The sequence below is a fragment of the Janthinobacterium sp. Mn2066 genome (assembly GCF_049319705.1).
Taxonomy (GTDB): domain Bacteria; phylum Pseudomonadota; class Gammaproteobacteria; order Burkholderiales; family Burkholderiaceae_D; genus Janthinobacterium.
On record NZ_JBMOUF010000002.1, the window covers coordinates 216,072 to 232,084 of the forward strand.

Annotated in this window: 17 protein-coding genes; 16 read left to right on the plus strand and 1 reads right to left on the minus strand. The window is 60.9% G+C overall.

Features of this window, described 5'->3' with window-relative positions; all coding sequences use genetic code 11:
• Window positions 1-85: 85 nt before the first annotated feature.
• Complete coding sequence (locus ACL9RI_RS04270) at window positions 86-841, minus strand: ABC transporter ATP-binding protein (protein WP_422725339.1); 756 nt, start codon at window positions 839-841, stop codon at window positions 86-88.
• Window positions 842-1,041: 200 nt separating this feature from the next.
• Between ACL9RI_RS04270 and ACL9RI_RS04275 the strand changes: the two genes are divergently transcribed.
• From ACL9RI_RS04275 to ACL9RI_RS04350, 16 genes are all read left to right on the plus strand, one after another.
• Window positions 1,042-2,745 (plus strand): GspE/PulE family protein, encoded by a 1,704-nt coding sequence (locus ACL9RI_RS04275; protein WP_422725340.1) that lies wholly within the window; start codon window positions 1,042-1,044, stop codon window positions 2,743-2,745.
• Between the two features lies 1 nt (window position 2,746).
• A complete protein-coding gene (locus ACL9RI_RS04280; protein ID WP_422725341.1) occupies window positions 2,747-3,982 on the plus strand; it encodes a type II secretion system F family protein in 1,236 nt (411 codons plus the stop codon).
• Window positions 3,982-4,512 (plus strand): type II secretion system protein, encoded by a 531-nt coding sequence (locus ACL9RI_RS04285; protein WP_422725342.1) that lies wholly within the window; start codon window positions 3,982-3,984, stop codon window positions 4,510-4,512. The genes ACL9RI_RS04280 and ACL9RI_RS04285 overlap by 1 nt, the downstream gene beginning before the upstream one ends.
• Before the next feature lie 38 nt (window positions 4,513-4,550).
• The gene (locus ACL9RI_RS04290; protein ID WP_422725343.1) at window positions 4,551-5,048 is read left to right on the plus strand and encodes a pilin; all 498 of its coding nucleotides are present in this window, start codon (window positions 4,551-4,553) and stop codon (window positions 5,046-5,048) included.
• A 31-nt stretch (window positions 5,049-5,079) separates the two neighbouring features.
• Window positions 5,080-5,754, plus strand: coding sequence for a pilus assembly FimT family protein (locus ACL9RI_RS04295; RefSeq protein WP_422725344.1), 675 nt, complete (start codon window positions 5,080-5,082; stop codon window positions 5,752-5,754).
• Complete coding sequence (locus tag ACL9RI_RS04300; RefSeq protein ID WP_422725345.1) at window positions 5,741-6,268, plus strand: type IV pilus modification PilV family protein; 528 nt, start codon at window positions 5,741-5,743, stop codon at window positions 6,266-6,268. Before ACL9RI_RS04295 ends, ACL9RI_RS04300 begins: the two co-directional genes overlap by 14 nt.
• Complete coding sequence (locus ACL9RI_RS04305) at window positions 6,265-7,161, plus strand: prepilin-type N-terminal cleavage/methylation domain-containing protein (RefSeq protein WP_422725346.1); 897 nt, start codon at window positions 6,265-6,267, stop codon at window positions 7,159-7,161. Before ACL9RI_RS04300 ends, ACL9RI_RS04305 begins: the two co-directional genes overlap by 4 nt.
• Window positions 7,162-7,166: 5 nt before the next feature.
• Complete coding sequence (locus ACL9RI_RS04310) at window positions 7,167-7,604, plus strand: pilus assembly PilX family protein (protein ID WP_422725347.1); 438 nt, start codon at window positions 7,167-7,169, stop codon at window positions 7,602-7,604.
• Window positions 7,605-7,741: 137 nt separating this feature from the next.
• Window positions 7,742-8,701, plus strand: a complete 960-nt coding sequence (locus ACL9RI_RS04315; RefSeq protein WP_422725348.1) for an agglutinin biogenesis protein MshI — start codon at window positions 7,742-7,744, stop codon at window positions 8,699-8,701.
• Window positions 8,698-9,387 carry a PilN domain-containing protein gene (locus ACL9RI_RS04320; RefSeq protein WP_422725349.1) on the plus strand — a complete coding sequence of 230 codons (690 nt, stop codon included), beginning with the start codon at window positions 8,698-8,700 and terminating at the stop codon, window positions 9,385-9,387. Before ACL9RI_RS04315 ends, ACL9RI_RS04320 begins: the two co-directional genes overlap by 4 nt.
• Complete coding sequence (gene gspM / locus ACL9RI_RS04325; protein WP_422725350.1) at window positions 9,387-10,070, plus strand: type II secretion system protein GspM; 684 nt, start codon at window positions 9,387-9,389, stop codon at window positions 10,068-10,070. The genes ACL9RI_RS04320 and gspM overlap by 1 nt, the downstream gene beginning before the upstream one ends.
• Window positions 10,067-10,444: an MSHA biogenesis protein MshK gene (locus tag ACL9RI_RS04330; protein WP_422725351.1), complete on the plus strand. Its 378-nt coding sequence runs from the start codon at window positions 10,067-10,069 to the stop codon at window positions 10,442-10,444. The genes gspM and ACL9RI_RS04330 overlap by 4 nt, the downstream gene beginning before the upstream one ends.
• Window positions 10,445-10,455: 11 nt before the next feature.
• Window positions 10,456-12,255, plus strand: a complete 1,800-nt coding sequence (mshL, locus tag ACL9RI_RS04335) for a pilus (MSHA type) biogenesis protein MshL (RefSeq protein WP_422725352.1) — start codon at window positions 10,456-10,458, stop codon at window positions 12,253-12,255.
• Complete coding sequence (locus ACL9RI_RS04340; protein WP_422725353.1) at window positions 12,256-13,155, plus strand: ExeA family protein; 900 nt, start codon at window positions 12,256-12,258, stop codon at window positions 13,153-13,155.
• An 8-nt stretch (window positions 13,156-13,163) separates the two neighbouring features.
• Window positions 13,164-14,222: a tetratricopeptide repeat protein gene (locus ACL9RI_RS04345; protein WP_422725354.1), complete on the plus strand. Its 1,059-nt coding sequence runs from the start codon at window positions 13,164-13,166 to the stop codon at window positions 14,220-14,222.
• Between the two features lie 245 nt (window positions 14,223-14,467).
• On the plus strand, window positions 14,468-15,337 hold the full coding sequence (locus tag ACL9RI_RS04350; RefSeq protein WP_422725355.1) for a hypothetical protein: 870 nt from the start codon (window positions 14,468-14,470) through the stop codon (window positions 15,335-15,337).
• Window positions 15,338-16,013: the final 676 nt, after the last annotated feature.

Consider the following 16,013-nt stretch of genomic DNA (forward strand, 5'->3'; position numbering starts at 1 on the left):
GGCAGGAACTGAAATAAAGTTGCCCTTCGCCACGGTCGTGCCTGGGCTGATGCTTGCCTCATCATTAAGCTTGATTTCCCTATGGCTATTCAGGATGTTGCGCAGCAATATTTTCGGTGGCAATGCAGTTCAAGAACGCTTGTTCCAGGCTGGTTTGCGGGCCATCGCCGTGGCGCTGGCGGCATTCCAGCGGCGTTCCCGTAAACACGATGCGCCCCTCGTGCAGGATGGCCATGCGGTCGCACAGTTCATCCACATCGGCCAGCGCATGCGAGGTCAGCAAGGCGCCCCGGCCTTGCGTGCGCAGCTTCAGCAGCGCCTGCTTGAACAGCGCGCGCGCCTTCGGGTCCAGGTCGCTCATCGGTTCATCGAGCACCAGCTGCCGCTTGCCCGACAGCAAACAGGCAAGCAGGCCCAGCTTTTGCATCATGCCTTTTGAATAGTCGCGCGCGGGCCGGCCCAGCGCTTCGGGCGCCAGGTCCAGCGCCGCCATGCCATGGCGCACGGCAGTGTCGTCATACGGCACGCGGTGCAGGCCCAGCAGGTAGCGCAGGAAGTCGCGGCCCGTCAGGTAATAGGGCGTCTGGAAACGTTCGGGCAGGAAAGACAGCGGCTGGCGCGCCGAGCTCACGTGATGGGGCTGCCCGAAGATGGCGATGCTGCCCGCATCCGGCGTGCAAAAGTCGAACAGGCATTTGAGCAAGGTGGTCTTGCCGGCGCCATTCACGCCCACCAGGCCGAACAGTTCGCCGGGGCGTATGGCCAGGTCGACGCCGCGCAGCACCGCCATGCCTGCCAGTTGTTTGTGCACATGGTGGTAGCGGATGGCGTAGTCGCTCATGGGGGGAAGGGCAGTGTGTTAAGTGAATGCCATTATTGCCACGGCCACTGGCATCGGGCAAGTGTTTCCTGATACTGTAGCTGGATATGCGGAAATCAAGCTTTGGAATGTATTTTCTTTAAGAAACAACACGTTCTGGAATAAAATACCGCTGCGCGCCGCTGGCGCACGATGTCCGTCGAACCTGTTGAGGAGTAAGCATGGCAAGGCCTGAGAAAGTCCGTCTCGGTGAGATTTTGGTGCAGCAGAAATTGCTGACGGAAGAACAATTGGGCCTGGCGTTGACGGAGCAGAAGCGTTCGGGACGCAAGCTGGGGCGGGTGTTTGTCGAGCATGGCTATGTCACGGAAGAACAGATTTCGGGCGCCCTGGCGCGCCAGCTGGACATTCCCTACATCAATCTGAAATTCTTCAACATCAATCCCGAGCTGGTGCGTTTGCTGCCGGAAACCCAGGCCCGCCGTTTTCGCGCGCTGGTGCTGGAAGACCGGCGCGAAGGCTTGCTGGTCGGTATGTCCGATCCGACCGACCTGTTCGCCTACGACGAGATCGCGCGCCTGGTCAAGCGCCATATCGAGCTGGCGGTGGTCAATGAAACGGAAGTGCTGCAGGCGATCGACCGCATCTACCGCCGCACGGAAGATATTTCCACCCTGACACGCGAGCTGGAACAGGACCTGGGCGATGTCTCGGTCGATTTCGGCGCGCTGGCCGCCAATCCGGGGCTGGAAGAAGCGCCCATCGTCAAGCTGCTGCAATCGGTGTTCGAAGACGCCACGCAGGTGCGCGCGTCCGACATCCATATCGAACCGCAGGAAGGCCGGCTGCAAATCCGTTTCCGCATCGACGGCGTGCTGCATCTGCAGACGGAAGCGGACAGCAAGATTGCCAGTTCGCTGGCGCTGCGTTTGAAACTGATGTCGGACCTCGATATTTCCGAAAAGCGCATGCCGCAGGATGGCCGTTTCGCCATCCGCGTGAAAAACCAGCGCATCGACGTGCGTATTTCCACCATGCCCACGCAATATGGCGAATCGGTGGTGATGCGGCTGCTGAACCAGGGCGGCACCTCCCTGCGCCTGGACGCGATCGGCATGCCGCCCGCGCTGGTCGAGCAATTTCGCGCCATCGTGCACCGGCCCAATGGCCTGGTGCTGGTGACGGGGCCGACCGGGAGCGGCAAGACCACCACCCTGTATTGCGCCTTGTCCGAACTGAACTCGGTGGAAAAAAAGCTGATCACGGTGGAAGACCCGGTCGAGTACCGCTTGCCGGGCATTAACCAGGTGCAAGTCAATGACAAGATCGAGCTGAACTTCGCCCGCGTGCTGCGCTCGGCCTTGCGGCAAGACCCCGACATCGTGCTGGTGGGCGAGATGCGCGACCAGGAAACGGCGCAAATCGGTTTGCGCGCGGCCATGACCGGTCACCTGGTGCTGTCGACCCTGCATACCAACGACGCCATCAGCACGCCGCTGCGCCTGATGGACATGGGCGTGCCCCGCTACATGGTGGGCAGTTCGCTGCAAGCGGTGCTGGCGCAGCGCCTGGTGCGCGTGATTTGCGAAAGCTGCAGCACGCCGTATGCGCCCACCGCCAATGAATATGAATGGCTGCGCATGGAGCTGGGCGAGCTGGTCGAGCGCAACCAGTATTTCCACGGTAAAGGCTGTTCGCATTGCAATGGCATGGGGTACCGGGGCCGCACGGGCGTGTATGAATTGCTGGAAATCACGCGCGCCGTGGCGGACGCGGCCAACCATGCCGATCCATCCCACTTCATGAAGGTGGCGTCGGCGCAGATGGCGGGTGCTACCTTGCGCCGCCATGCCGTGCAACTGGTGGTTGCCGGCCGCACGACGATCAGCGAAGCCATGCGTATCAGCAACCAGACCGAGGATTGACGTGGCGTTTTTCGCGTACAAGGCGCGCAACAGCAGCGGGCAATTGCTGACGGGCGTGATGGAAGGGGCCGACAGCAATGCCGTGGCCGACCAGTTGATGGCCGGCGGCATCACGCCGGTGGAAATCAGCGTCACCACGCAGACCGTCACGGGTGCGGGCGCCAGCCAGATGGGCTGGTGGGCCAGGCTGCTTGAAAAAAAAGTCACGCCGATGGACGTGCAGCTATTCAGCCGCCAGCTGTACACCTTGCTGAAAGCGGGCGTGCCCATCATGCGCGGCCTGGCCGGCTTGCAGGAGTCCGCCATCAGCCCCGCGTTCGGCCGCGTGATCAAGGATATCCGCGAATCGCTGGACGCGGGCCGCGAACTGTCGGCGGCGATGGCGCGCCATCCGGCCATCTTTACACCGTTTTACCTGTCCATGGTGCGCGTGGGCGAGATGACGGGCCGCCTCGACGAAGTTTTCTTGCGCCTGTTCGACCACCTGGAATTTGACCGCGACATGCGCGCGCGCGTGAAATCGGCCACGCGTTATCCCAGCTTCGTGGTGTTTGCCATGATCGGCGCCATGGTCGTCGTCAATATGTTCGTGATTCCCCAGTTCGAGAAAGTGTTTGCCAGTTTCCACACGGAATTACCGTTGATGACCCGCATTCTGATTGGCACGTCGCGCTTTACCGTCGACTACTGGCCGATGCTGGCGCTGCTGGGCGTGGGCGGCTATTTTGGCTGGCGCGCATGGCTGGGTACGGCTGACGGACGCTATCAATGGGACCGCAGCAAGCTGCGTTTACCGATTGCCGGCAAGATCATCCTGAAGGGCACCATGGCCCGCTTTGCACGTAGTTTTGCCTTGTCAAGCAGCAGTGGCGTGCCAATTGTGCAAGCGTTGACGGTGGTGGCGCAAACCGTTGACAATACCTACCTCAGTTCGCGGGTGGAACAAATGCGCGACGGCGTCGAGCGCGGCGAGAGCATTTTGCGCACTTCGGTGGCGGCCAATGTGTTTACGCCGGTGGTGCTGCAAATGATTGCCGTGGGCGAAGAATCCGGCTCGCTGGACGACTTGATGGATGAGATCGCGGAAATGTATGAACGCGAAGTCGATTATGAATTGAAAACCCTGTCGTCGCAGATCGAGCCGATCTTGATCGTGTTCCTGGGCGTCATGGTGCTGGTGTTGGCGCTGGGTATTTTCCTGCCGATCTGGGACCTGGGCCGCGCGGCCCTGCATTGATGATCAGCAGAGCCCGCCAGCGTGGTTTTACCCTGTTCGAGCTGGCCGTGGCGGTCATCGTGCTGGGCTTGCTGGCGACTGTCTTGCTGAGCCGGCTTGCCTACTACCAGGAGCAGGCGCAGCGGGCGGCGGTGGCGCAGATGCTGGGGGTATTGCGCACCAGTTTGCGGGTGCAGGCGCTGCAGCTTTATTTGCACGGCAAGCAAGCGGTGTTGCCGGAGCTGCAGCGGCAAAATCCGCTGGACTGGCTGGAAGACAGGCCGCCGAATGACCTGGGCGAACTGGTGGCGCCCGATGTGGGGAAGTTGCCGAGTGGAAATTGGTTTTTTGATAGAAGTGATCAGAAACTTGTTTTTTTGTTGAGAACCGGTAATATTTTTTCACCAGCGAGAGTTGATGTAATGAAATTTAAGGTACTCTTGCCCAATATTGACGCTGACGCCGGCCAACTGGCCAGCATGCCCGACATTGTAGCGGCGGGTGGACCGGATGCCGTGGCGCTGCCAGCCACCGATGCGGCAAGAAATTAAAGTTTTTCTGTTGTATTTTTTGATTTTGGAGACCAAGCATGAACAAGTCGGTACGCAGTTTTAAAAGTGGCGCCCAGGCAGGTTTTACCCTGATTGAACTGGTCGTGGTGATCGTCATCCTGGGTATTTTGGCAGCAACAGCCATTCCCAAGTTTATCGATGTGTCCGGTGACGCACGCGCCGCCAAGATGCAGGCTGCTGGCGGCTCCCTGAAAGCAGGCTCGGCCCTGTTCCATGCCCAGTGGCTGGTGGCCGGTTCGCCGGCCGATACGGTCACCGTGCCGATGGAAGGCGTTGCCGTCACCGGCGTAGCCGGTTATCCAGCGGGCAGCAACGCTGGCATCGTTGCCGCTGCCGGTGGTTTGAGTGACTATACTGTCGCGGTGGCAAATGGCGTGGTGACGGTGACCCCGGACGCCGGCCATGCCAACTGTATCGTGAAATACACGCAGGCTGTCGCTGCGGTGGCTCCGGCGACGGCGCCAACCCCGCCGGTGATCGACCTGAGCGCGGCTACCCAGGCTAACTGCCGTTAATCCTGGCGCCGCCTGCGCCGCGCCTGGCAACATGCCGGGCGCTGGCGTGGCGGCAGCGCATCACACCAGCCCAACCGCAGGCGTCGGCCAGTTGGGCTTTTTTACGGGCCAGCCATTGCAAGCACCTTTGATCCTGACGAAGCACTCCGGGCGCCCTGGCCAGCGGCATGCCAGGGTGCGCGGCTTTACCTTGATCGAACTGGTGGCGGTACTGGTGCTGGCCGGCATACTGGCCGCGTTTGCCGGCGCGCGTTTCTTCCAGCGCGAAGCGTATGACGCGCGCAGTTTCACCGATCAAGCCATGAATATCGTGCGTTACGGACAAAAGCTGGCCGTGGCGCAAAACCGGCCCGTGTTCGTGCGCCTCGATGGCGCCAGCGTGGCCCTGTGTTTCGATGCGGGCTGTACGGCTGCCAACCGGGTGCTGCCGCCAGCGGGCGGCAATAGCGGCAACAAGGAAACCCTGGCCGCCTGCAATCAGCAAAGCAACTGGCTGTGTGAAGGAAAACCTGCCAGCGTCAGCATGGCCATTGCGCCTGCCAATACCAGTGGCTTTTATTTCGATGCGCTGGGCAAACCGTATGCCTTGGGCGACGTGTTTCCTGCCGCTTCTACCTTTCCCGCCCGCCTGGCCGTGACCATCCAGGGCGACGGCAACACGCGCACCATCCAGATCGAAGGGGAGACCGGGTATGTCTACCTCTGAGTTATGTTCTGTTCGGCGCCAGCGCGGCGTCACCCTGATCGAACTGGTGGTGTTCATCGTCATCGTCGGCGTGGCCGCCGCCGCCATCCTGGGCGTGATGAGCTTGACGACGCGCAATAGCGCCGATCCGCAATTGCGCAAGCAGGCGCTGGCGCTGGCCGAAGGCATGCTCGAAGAAATCGAGGGCGCGCGGTTTACCTTTTGCGCCGTGGATGATCCGGCCGCCGCGACGGCCAAGAGCACGGCCGACTGCACCACGGGACCGGCAGCGCCAGGCGCGCGGCCGTATATGCAGGTCAGTGATTATCAGCAAGCCAATCCCTACACCACGGATGCGGCCGGCAATGCTTTCCCTGCCGGCTATAGCGTCACCGTCACGATACAGCAGGCCGCCTTGAATGGCGTTGCTGCCAGCGAGTCCTTGTGGATACAGGTTGCCGTCGCCTTCCAGGGCAAGCAGCAAGTCGTGCTCGATGGCTACCGCACGCGCTACGCACCGAACAGCATCCCATGAGCACGCCAATTTTCCTGCGCCGCGCGCGCGGCTTCACTCTGGTGGAACTGGTGATCGTGATCGTCATCGCCGGCATTATCGGCGGCATGGTCGCCGTGTTTATCCGCGTCCCCGTGCAAGGGTATGTGGACGCCACGGCGCGCGCCAGCCTGGCCGACACGGCCGACATTGCCACGCGCCGCATTGCGCGCGACCTGCGCCTGGCCTTGCCCAACAGCGTGCGCGTGTCGCCCGACGGGCGCTACCTGGAATTGCTGCTGACGCGCTCCGGTGGCCGTTACCTGAGCGATGACGATGCGCCCGGCCAGGGCGATGTGCTGGGCTTTGACCCGACCGTCGCTTACCCCAATCCGAACCGCTTTACCCTGGTGGGCGCGGCGCCTGCCGATGCGCTGGGCGCGCGCCAGCAAATCCAGGTGGGCGATGCGATCGTCGTCTACAACCTGGGACCGGGCTATGAACCGGCGAATGCGTACAACTGCGCGGCGGGCTGCAACCGCGCTACGGTGACTGGCGTGTCTGGCAACAGCATCACGCTTGCCAGCAATCCCTTTGTTACGCAACAACCACCGATGCCATCGCCATCGCACCGGTTCCAGGTGGTGTCCACGCCCGTCACGTATGTCTGCAATCCCGTGACGGGGACCCTGACACGTTATTCCGGCTACGCCATCCAGGCTGCGCAACCGCTTGACGCCAGCGCGGCGCCGCTGGCGGCGGCGCCCGTGCGCGCCTTGCTGGCGGGGCAGGGCGCCGATTGCACCTTCAGCTATACGCAGCTGGCCAATGTGCAGCGCGGCCTGGTCGGCGTCACGCTCAAGCTGGGCGTGGCCAACAGCAATACGGGCACGGTGAGCCTGGTGCAGCAAGTCCAGGTGGCCAATACACCATGAGCACCATGAAGCATTTTTCCGCTATCCGCCAGCGCGGTTTCAGCCTGGTCACGGCCATCTTCCTGCTGGTGGTGCTGGCCGGCCTGGCCGTTGCCATGGTCAATCTCAGCACCTTCCAGCAAACCGGCTCGGCCATGGATGTGCAGGGCGCGCGCGTGACGCAGGCGGCCCGCACTGGCCTGGAATGGGGCTTGTACCAGCAATTGCGCGTGCGCACGGATGGCAGCTGTTTCCCGGATACCGCGTTTGCCTTGCCAGCTGGCAGTTCCTTGTCTACCTTTACTGTCAGCGTGCAATGCCGGCTGACCACCAGTCCCGGCGCCTTGCGTAGCTGGCAAATCATGGCGACGGCTTGCAACCAGCCGGGAGCGGGCGGCTGTCCGAATCCGGGCAATAACGTGGATTACATCCAGCGCCGTGTGCAGGCGGTGCTGTCAGATTAAGAGCTGGCTCAAAAAAAGAGGAAAAAGCAGGCTAATTTATTGTTTTTATACAACAAAATTGGTTTCATGAATTAAAATTGGCGTGATGCATTATCTGCGCAGCAAGATTGCGCAAGCACTTACACTGGACAGGTCGCATGGGTTTATTCGCTAGAGTAAAGAAACAAGAAGGATGGCTGGCGACGGCATTTGGTAGCGAAGGCGTGAGCGCCGCCGTGGTCGTGCGCCAGGCTGAAGGCAAACCGCTGGTCAGGCGCGCGGGATTCCAGCCGTCCGCGCATCCGGCCTCCGTTGATGTGCTCGATAAATTGGCCAAGGAATTACAGGCTGCGTCCTACCGCTGCACGACCGTGCTGGCGGCGGGCGAGTACCAGCTGCTGTCGGTGGAAGCGCCGGCCGTGCCGCGTGAAGAGCTGAAAACGGCCGTCGGCTGGCGGCTGAAGGACATGCTGGACTTTCCGCTGGCCGACGCTACCATCGATGTGTTCGATATTCCCGGCGATGCCAACGCCAGCCAGCGCGGCAGCAGCGTGTTTGCCGTAGCGGCGCGCAACGCCGCCGTATCGCGCCGCCAGGCGCTGTATGGCGAATGCAAGCTCCCCTTGTCCGTGATCGATATCCCTGAAATGGCCCAGCGTAACATTGCCACCTTGCTGGAAACGCCGGGGCGCGGCCTGGCCATGCTGTTCTTTGACGGCGATGGCGGCTTGCTGACGATGAGTTTTAATGGCGAGCTGTACCAGGCGCGCCGCATCGACGTGAAACTGGCGCAGCTGCAATCGGACCAGGCCAGCCAGTATTACGACCGCGTCACCCTGGAATTGCAGCGCTCGTTCGACCACTTCGACCGCCAGTTCCATTTCATTTCCCTGTCGCGCCTGATGCTGATGGCGGCCGGCGCCGACGGCTTGCACGGCTATCTGGCCGACAATCTGTACATGCCGGTGGAACGGCTGGACCTGGACACTATCTTTGATTTCAGCGAGGTGGCCGAACTGCGTCATCCGCTGATACAGGCACGCTACTTCCTGGCGCTGGGCACGGCCCTGCGCGAGGAAAACCGCAGTGGCGGCCATGCCGAAGGGAAGGGTGCATGAGCCAGCAAATCAATCTGTTCAACCCCAGATTCGAACGGCAAAAACACCAGATCTCGGCGCGCGCAGCCAGCCAGTGCCTGGGCTTGCTATTCGTCGGCTTGCTGGTGCTGAGCGTGTATGGACAGCGCAAGGTAGCCGGACTGGAGCAGCAGGAAAGCGCCGTCAAGGCCGACCTGGCGCAGCGCGAAGCACGCCGCGACAAGGCGTTGCGCGACTTTCCGCCGCGCCATAAGGATCCGGTGGTGGCGCAGCAACTGGCTGCCGCCGAGGCGCAGCAGAAATTGCTGCAGGATGCGACGGGCATACTGGGACGTGGCGAGCTGGGCAATATCCAGGGCTATGCCAGCTACTTCCGCGCACTGGCGCAGGCCAGGGTGGACGGCGTGTGGCTGACTGGCCTGCATATCGCCGGCGCCGGCAATGACATCGGCCTGGAAGGGCGCGCCCTGCATGCTTCGCTGTTGCCCGCCTATATCAGCCGCCTGGGCCAGCAAGACGTATTCAAGGGCAAGACCTTTGCCAGCCTCGATATCGGGCCGCCCGATGAGGTAGCAGTGAATGCGCCGGCTGCCGATGGCAAAGCCGTCAAGGCAGCACCGTATGTGGTGTTCAGCCTGCAATCGACGCGGGCCGCCGCCGAGGCTGCTGCATCGGCGCCTGCGCCGCAAGCGGGAGGGCAGCGCTGATGCTGGCAACACTGAAAAAATGGGCGGCCAGCTTCGACGCCCTCAGCCTGCGCGAGCGCTCCATGGTCTTCATGGCCGCCGCGGCCGTGCTGATCTTCCTGTTTTATTTCTGGCTGCTGACCCCCTTGCTGGCCAGCTACGCCAGGCTGGGGGCCAGCATCGCGCAAACGCACACCATGCTCGGCACGGTAGACCAGGAAATTGCCCTCACCGTGACAGCCCACAGCGTGGACCCGGACCAGGCGGCGCGGGTTCGGCTGGAAAGCTTGCTGAAAGAAAATACCAACCTCAGCGCTGGCCTGCGGCAGATGCAGCATGGCCTGGTGGCGCCTGAACGCATGGTGGCGCTGCTGGAAAGCCTGCTGCGTCAGCATGCGCAGCTGCGCCTGGTGTCGCTGACAACCTTGCCTGGCGATACGGTGGGAGCGGTGCCGCCAACCCCTGACGCCAAGGCTTCTGCTGACAAGACGACGGCCCCGACAGGTGTCTTGCATCGGCATGGCGTGGAAGTGGTGGTGCAGGGCAGTTATGGCGAAATGGTTAACTACATGCAGGCGCTGCAAACCATGCCGACCCAGGTGTTCTGGGGCCGGGCGCATCTGGACGCCAGCAGTTATCCGGCCGCCACCTTGAGCCTGACGCTGTACACCCTGAGCATGGATGAGAAATGGATGGCTTTATGATGTTGCGCTCCGTATTGTGCGTGGGCCTGGCCTGGTGCTGCGCGCCGGCTGCGCACGCGCAGGCGATCGACGATCCCACGCGTCCGCCGGCAGCCCTGTGGACGCCGGCCGCCAGCGAGGCCGCCCCGCCCAAGCCGGCCCGGCCGCAATTGCAATCGGTGTTGATATCGAACAAACCGGGCGGTCGCCGGGTGGCCGTGATCGATGGCCAGGTCGTGCGCCAGGGATCGAAAGTGGGCAGCGCCGTGGTGGTGGAGATCCAGGACACGGCGGTGGTATTGCGGCGTGGAAAATCGCTGGAAACCTTCAAGCTCTATCCGGCCCCCAAGATTGAAAACAAGCCCGGCGCAAGCATGGGCCGCAAGCAGGAGTAGAAGAAGTGGCGATGCATATTACATACAAGGCAAGCATGTTCAAGATCAGCAAGCTGGCAGCACTTATCAGCGTCAGCATGGGCCTGGCGGCCTGTAACGTGGCCCCCGTCAAGCGCGATACGTATAACGCCATCACCGACGCCGTGAAAGGCGCGGCGGCGACAACCTCTCCTGCCGCCCAGTCGGACGCCGTCGACGCAGCGCTGCTGCCGCCCGCCGCTGCCCTGGCCCAGCAATTGCCGAAGGCGCGCGAGGCGCTCGATGAACGCTTCAACGTGGCCTTCAACAATGTGCCGGCCCGCCAGTTCTTTACCTCCATCGTGGCCGGCACGCGCTACAACATGCTGGTCCATCCCGATATCGGCGGCACGATTTCCGCCAACCTGAAGGACGTGACCCTGTTCCAGGCGCTCGACGCCGTGCGCGAACTGTATGGCTACGACTACAAGGTCGAGGGCACGCAAATCTTCATCAAGCCCTTGAGCATGCAGACGCGCTTGTTCCACGTCAATTACCTGACCGGGTCGCGCAAGGGCAGTTCCAACCTGCGCGTGTCGTCCACGTCGGTGGCGTCGGTGGGCGCCACGGTGTCGGGCAGCAATGGTGGCAATGGACTGAACCCGTTGCCGAATAATGGGCAGGGTCAGCAAAACGGTGCGCCAGGCCAGGGACCGGGGCAGGACAGCAGCAACCTGACGACTTCTTCGACGGCCGATTTCTGGCCCGAGCTGAAAACGGCGCTGGAAGCCATCGTCGGCAGCACGGAAGGCGGCCGCCAGGTGGTGCTGAGCCCGCAATCGGGCGTGATCGTGATCCGCGCGATGCCCGACGAGCTGCGCAACGTCGATTTATACCTGAAGGCGACGCAATTGTCGGTGGACCGCCAGGTGATCCTGGAAGCCAAGATCCTGGAAGTGGAGCTGAACGACAATACCCAGACCGGTATCAACTGGGCTTCGTTTGCCTCGATCAAGAGCGGCCACACCAACCGCATTTCGACCGGCTTCATCCAGCCGGGCGCCAATCTGGCGCCGTTGCCCTTCAATGGCGGCCAGCCGCCGAATATGGCCAATGGCAGCGGCTTGACGGCCAGCAGCGGTTTTGGCCTGAGCTCGGCGGCGACTTCGGCCGGCTCGATGTTCGGCCTGGCGTTCCAGACGGCCAATTTCGCCGCCATGATTTCCTTCCTGGAATCGCAAGGCTCCGTGCACGTGCTGTCGAGCCCGCGTATCGCCACCATGAACAACCAGAAAGCCGTACTGAAGATCGGCACGGACGAGTTTTATGTGACGGGCGTGTCGACCACCACCAATACCACCGCCAGCGGCGCCACCACCAGCCCCAATGTCACCTTGCAGCCGTTCTTTTCGGGCGTGGTGCTGGACGTGACGCCGCAGATCGATGCCGATGGCAATATCATCCTGCACGTGCACCCGTCCGTCAGCCAGGTCAGCACCGTCAACAAGGAAGTCGACCTGGGCAGCGCCGGTTCGCTGAAATTGCCGCTGGCCGCCTCCAGTACTTCGGAAATGGACAGCATGGTGCGCAGCCAGGATGGCCGCATCGTCGCCATCGGTGGCCTGATGCGCCAATCGACGACCTCGGACCGCTCGCAAGTGCCGGGCGCGGGCGATATTCCCTTGCTGGGCGCGCTGTTCCGCAACACGGGGCAAGTGATCCAGAAACGCGAGCTGGTGGTGCTGATCAAGCCGACCATCGTCGATGGCGCCAATAGCTGGAATGAAGACTTGATCGATTCGGGCAAGCGCATCGAGGCGCTCGATCCGCGCCGCCCGTCGGAGCGGCGTTAAATGTACCAGGCCCATTTCGGCTTGCGCGAGCCGCCGTTCGGCCTCACGCCCGATACCAGCTTCTTTTTCAATGGCCCGCAATCGCAAAAGGCCTTGAATACCCTGCTGGTGGCGGCGCGCAATGGCGAAGGCTTCATCAAGATTACGGGCGAAGTGGGAACCGGCAAGACATTCCTGTGCCGCAAGTTCATGCAGTCCTTGGGCGATGATTTCGTTACCGCCTACATTCCCAATCCGAACCTGCCGCCACGGTCGCTGATCCTGGCCCTGGCCGACGATCTCGACGTGTTGCTGGAAAAAGATGCAGACCAGCATCAGTTACTGAAAGGCATCAACCTGCGCCTGCTGAACCTGGCGGCGCAGGGCAAGCGCGTGCTGCTGTGTCTTGATGAAGCGCAAGCGATTCCCGTCGATAGCCTGGAAGCGCTGCGGCTGCTGACCAACCTGGAAACGGAAAAGCGCAAGCTGCTGCAAATCGTGCTGTTTGGCCAGCCTGAACTGGACGTCAAGCTGGCCCTGCCTGAAATCCGCCAGCTGGCGCAGCGCATCACCTTTCATTACCACCTGGGGCCGCTCTCGCGCGACGACCTCGATTTCTACGTGGCGCACCGTCTGCGCGTGGCCGGTTTCGCGGGCGCGCGCCTGTTCAGCCGGGGCGGCGTGGCCCGCTTGTATGCGGCCAGCGGCGGCATCCCGCGCCTGGTCAACATCATGGCGCACAAGGCGCTGATGCTGGCCTATGGCGAAGGTAAACAGCAAGTCAATCGCCGCCATGTGGCGCTCGCTGCCAGCGATACGGTGGCGGCCAGCCGGCGCGGGTGGCAACGCCGGTGGCCATGGCTGGCTGGCATTGTGGTACTGACCGCCGGCTGCGCCGTAGCCTGGACACTATTGAAATGAGTCTGTAAATGAGCTTGATTAACAAAATGCTGCAAGACCTCGACGCCCGCGGCACGCCTGACGGGCGCGGCGACGCCGAAGGCATCCGTTCCGTGCCCGAACGCGAGCGTGGCCTGCCGCGCGCGCTGGTGTTTGGCGGCGCGGCAGGCTTGACGGCCGCCGCCATCGCCCTGGGCTGGGTCTACCTGAAGCGTCCGTCTGTGCCGCCGATGCTGGTCAACGTGGCCAGCGTGGCCGTGCCTGCTCCAGCCCCGGCCCCGGTCCCGGTCCCGGCCCCTGCGCCAGTTGTTGCAGTCGTACCTGCACCAGTTCCGGTTCCTGAACCGGTGGCGCCGGTGATCACGCCCGCGCCGGCGCCCGTCAAGGAACGTCCGGAAGAGCTGCGCCGCATCACGCCCAAGCCGGTCAAGAGTGCCGTGGCGCCCGTGGCCAAGGTGCCGCAGCCTGCCGCCATCGGCGAAAAGATCGTCGAAGGCAAGCAGGTCACGCCGCAGCAACGCGTGGAAAACGAATACCGCCGCGCACTGGGCTATCTGCAGGATGGCAGGGTGGCCGAAGCCATGGCCGGCTTGCAGCAAACCCTGCAGCTGGATCCGCGCCACCAGGGCGCGCGCGAAACCCTGATCCGTTTGCTGCTGGAAGCGCAGCGCCCGGACGACGCCATGCGCCAGTTGCAGCTGAGCCTGGGACTGGACCCGAAACAGCCGGCGCAAGCGATGATGCTGGCCAGGCTGCAGCTGGATAAAAGCGGTAGCGCGGCGCTCGACACCCTGATGCGCGGCCTGCCATACGCCGCCGACAATGGCGAATACCGCGCCTTTCTGGCTGGCGTGCTGCAACGTCAACAACGCTACCACGATGCCGCCGAACAATACGAACTGGCCCTGCAAAGCGCGCCCGACAACAGCGTCTGGTGGATGGGCCTGGGGATCGCCTTGCAAGCGGACAACCGCCCAGCCCAGGCGCGCCAGGCTTACGAGCGCGCCAAGGGCTTGCAGACGCTGTCGCCGCAATTGCAGGCGTTTGTCGAGCGCAAGCTGGTGCAGTTGGTGGGGGCAGCGAAGTAAGTTTTTGATACTGTGATTGATTGGTAATAAGCAAACGCTGCAAACAGCCAGTAGCAGTCATAGAAATTTATCCGCGGATGTAACGAACTCGATCATGTACGAACAATTATTCAGAAATCTTCCTGGATCTCTTGATTGGCAAGGTTCGTTCCATGAAAGGCTGGCTGAATACGGCGATTGATTCTTGCGCAATCCTGGCTGCGCCGTTGAACAATAACCTTAAACTTTAGCTTAAAAATACCAATATGAGTTACGACCTGTATTTCAAGCCTCGAAATGGACTTCTTACTGAAGAAGACTTTTGCACCTACTTCAGCGATAGGCCAAATTACAAATGTGAAGGCTCGCAGGCCTTGTACAGCAACGAAGATACTGGAGTCTATTTTGTATTTGAATTTCAGTCCGAGGCTGACGACGAGGCCAGAGGGGATCTTCCGGTCGCGCTAAACATTAATTACTTCCGGCCGAGCTACTTCATCTTCGAGGCGGAACCCGAGGTTAGCGCGTTCGTCAAATACTTTGATCTTCTTGTTTCGGACCCACAAACTGAAGGCATGGGGGATGGTGAATACAACGCAGAAAAACTATGTTCTGGATGGAGTTCTGGAAACGAGTTTGGATACAAGGCAATCTTGCAGGATGAAGGCAATAGACATGGTATTTCTCATCTTCCATCTGAGAAGCTCCAGGAAGCTTGGCGATGGAACTTGTCTCGCTCTGAAATTCAGGCGCATGTGGGAGAGTCGAAATTTGTTCCTCGCATCATGTTTTTGAATCTGGATGGAATTACCATAACTGCCGCAGTTTGGCCTGACGGAATTCCCGTCGTCGTCACCCCGGTCGATTATCTTTGCGTGCCGCGTCAGGAACTGGCACCAACGCACTTCTTCCAGAAGAAGAAAGACACAACGTTGGTTTCATGGGACATAGCGCTTCCCATTTTGATTAAGCATGGGACACAAAATGAGGACGGTTCAATCAGTTTGAATTACCTGACACCACCTCCTGATGTTGTGAAATTTGTTAAGTCATTACCTGCAGAACGCAGATCTATTTCCGGCTTGTCCGCTGATAGAGTGCTCGATCGCGAGCTATATGAAAGCAGCATTGCCTAACCTGGGCAAGCAGAAGTCGGCTAGCGGCCAAAAGCAGACTATCTTTTTGGTTGTAAAAATATAAATATGCTGAGCCTTGGACGATACTCACCATAACAGTTCTGGGGACACCAGTGCATACACCATGATTGTCTGGCTCGGAAAGGCTTTGTTAGAGAAACGCTCCGGGAGGCGGAAAGCGTATTTTCTCCAATCCGGTGGGCGGATACACCAAGTGAATATGAATTGCCTAAATCATGATAAAAGCACTCAACGACAATGACGCATTGAGCTATGGCATCGTTGTACACGGGATTGACGCTGATACATTCGAACGTTTAGCTATGCGCTTTAATAGTCGACGTGGTGGCCTGCGACCGGCAGACCTGAGCCGGTATATGAGTTTCAGGTGACGGAGGATAGTCTGGAGGGCGCCCTTTGTTGGATAAAAAATGAGCTTTCAGATTGCTATCGCGAGTTGTATTTTCGTGTCTGTCACACCTGGCTTGACTTGGAGCGAGCTCGTTATATCACCCGAGACCACGTCATTGCTGGGAAAATACGGTGCCACGGCCAAGATTCTGTTCATGCCTGATCAATCAGACCAACACCAGGAAACTCAAGGTCCGCTTCGGGGTTAGCAGCCATTCAGCGTATCTCTGTCATGGACAAGCACAAAAATAAATGTCATTGTGAC

Bases quoted from the DNA above. Each gene is read 5' to 3' on its own strand.
- ACL9RI_RS04300 (WP_422725345.1), top strand. From the start codon at position 5,741: ATGTCTACCTCTGAGTTATGTTCTGTTCGGCGCCAGCGCGGCGTCACC.
- ACL9RI_RS04310 (WP_422725347.1), top strand. From the start codon at position 7,167: ATGAAGCATTTTTCCGCTATCCGCCAGCGCGGTTTCAGCCTGGTCACG.
- ACL9RI_RS04340 (WP_422725353.1), top strand. From the start codon at position 12,256: ATGTACCAGGCCCATTTCGGCTTGCGCGAGCCGCCGTTCGGCCTCACG.
- ACL9RI_RS04315 (WP_422725348.1), top strand. From the start codon at position 7,742: ATGGGTTTATTCGCTAGAGTAAAGAAACAAGAAGGATGGCTGGCGACG.
- ACL9RI_RS04295 (WP_422725344.1), top strand. From the start codon at position 5,080: ATGCCGGGCGCTGGCGTGGCGGCAGCGCATCACACCAGCCCAACCGCA.
- mshL (WP_422725352.1), top strand. From the start codon at position 10,456: ATGCATATTACATACAAGGCAAGCATGTTCAAGATCAGCAAGCTGGCA.
- ACL9RI_RS04305 (WP_422725346.1), top strand. From the start codon at position 6,265: ATGAGCACGCCAATTTTCCTGCGCCGCGCGCGCGGCTTCACTCTGGTG.
- ACL9RI_RS04285 (WP_422725342.1), top strand. From the start codon at position 3,982: ATGATCAGCAGAGCCCGCCAGCGTGGTTTTACCCTGTTCGAGCTGGCC.
- ACL9RI_RS04270 (WP_422725339.1), bottom strand. From the start codon at position 841: ATGAGCGACTACGCCATCCGCTACCACCATGTGCACAAACAACTGGCA.
- ACL9RI_RS04350 (WP_422725355.1), top strand. From the start codon at position 14,468: ATGAGTTACGACCTGTATTTCAAGCCTCGAAATGGACTTCTTACTGAA.
- ACL9RI_RS04290 (WP_422725343.1), top strand. From the start codon at position 4,551: ATGAACAAGTCGGTACGCAGTTTTAAAAGTGGCGCCCAGGCAGGTTTT.
- ACL9RI_RS04345 (WP_422725354.1), top strand. From the start codon at position 13,164: ATGAGCTTGATTAACAAAATGCTGCAAGACCTCGACGCCCGCGGCACG.
- gspM (WP_422725350.1), top strand. From the start codon at position 9,387: ATGCTGGCAACACTGAAAAAATGGGCGGCCAGCTTCGACGCCCTCAGC.
- ACL9RI_RS04275 (WP_422725340.1), top strand. From the start codon at position 1,042: ATGGCAAGGCCTGAGAAAGTCCGTCTCGGTGAGATTTTGGTGCAGCAG.
- ACL9RI_RS04330 (WP_422725351.1), top strand. From the start codon at position 10,067: ATGATGTTGCGCTCCGTATTGTGCGTGGGCCTGGCCTGGTGCTGCGCG.
- ACL9RI_RS04320 (WP_422725349.1), top strand. From the start codon at position 8,698: ATGAGCCAGCAAATCAATCTGTTCAACCCCAGATTCGAACGGCAAAAA.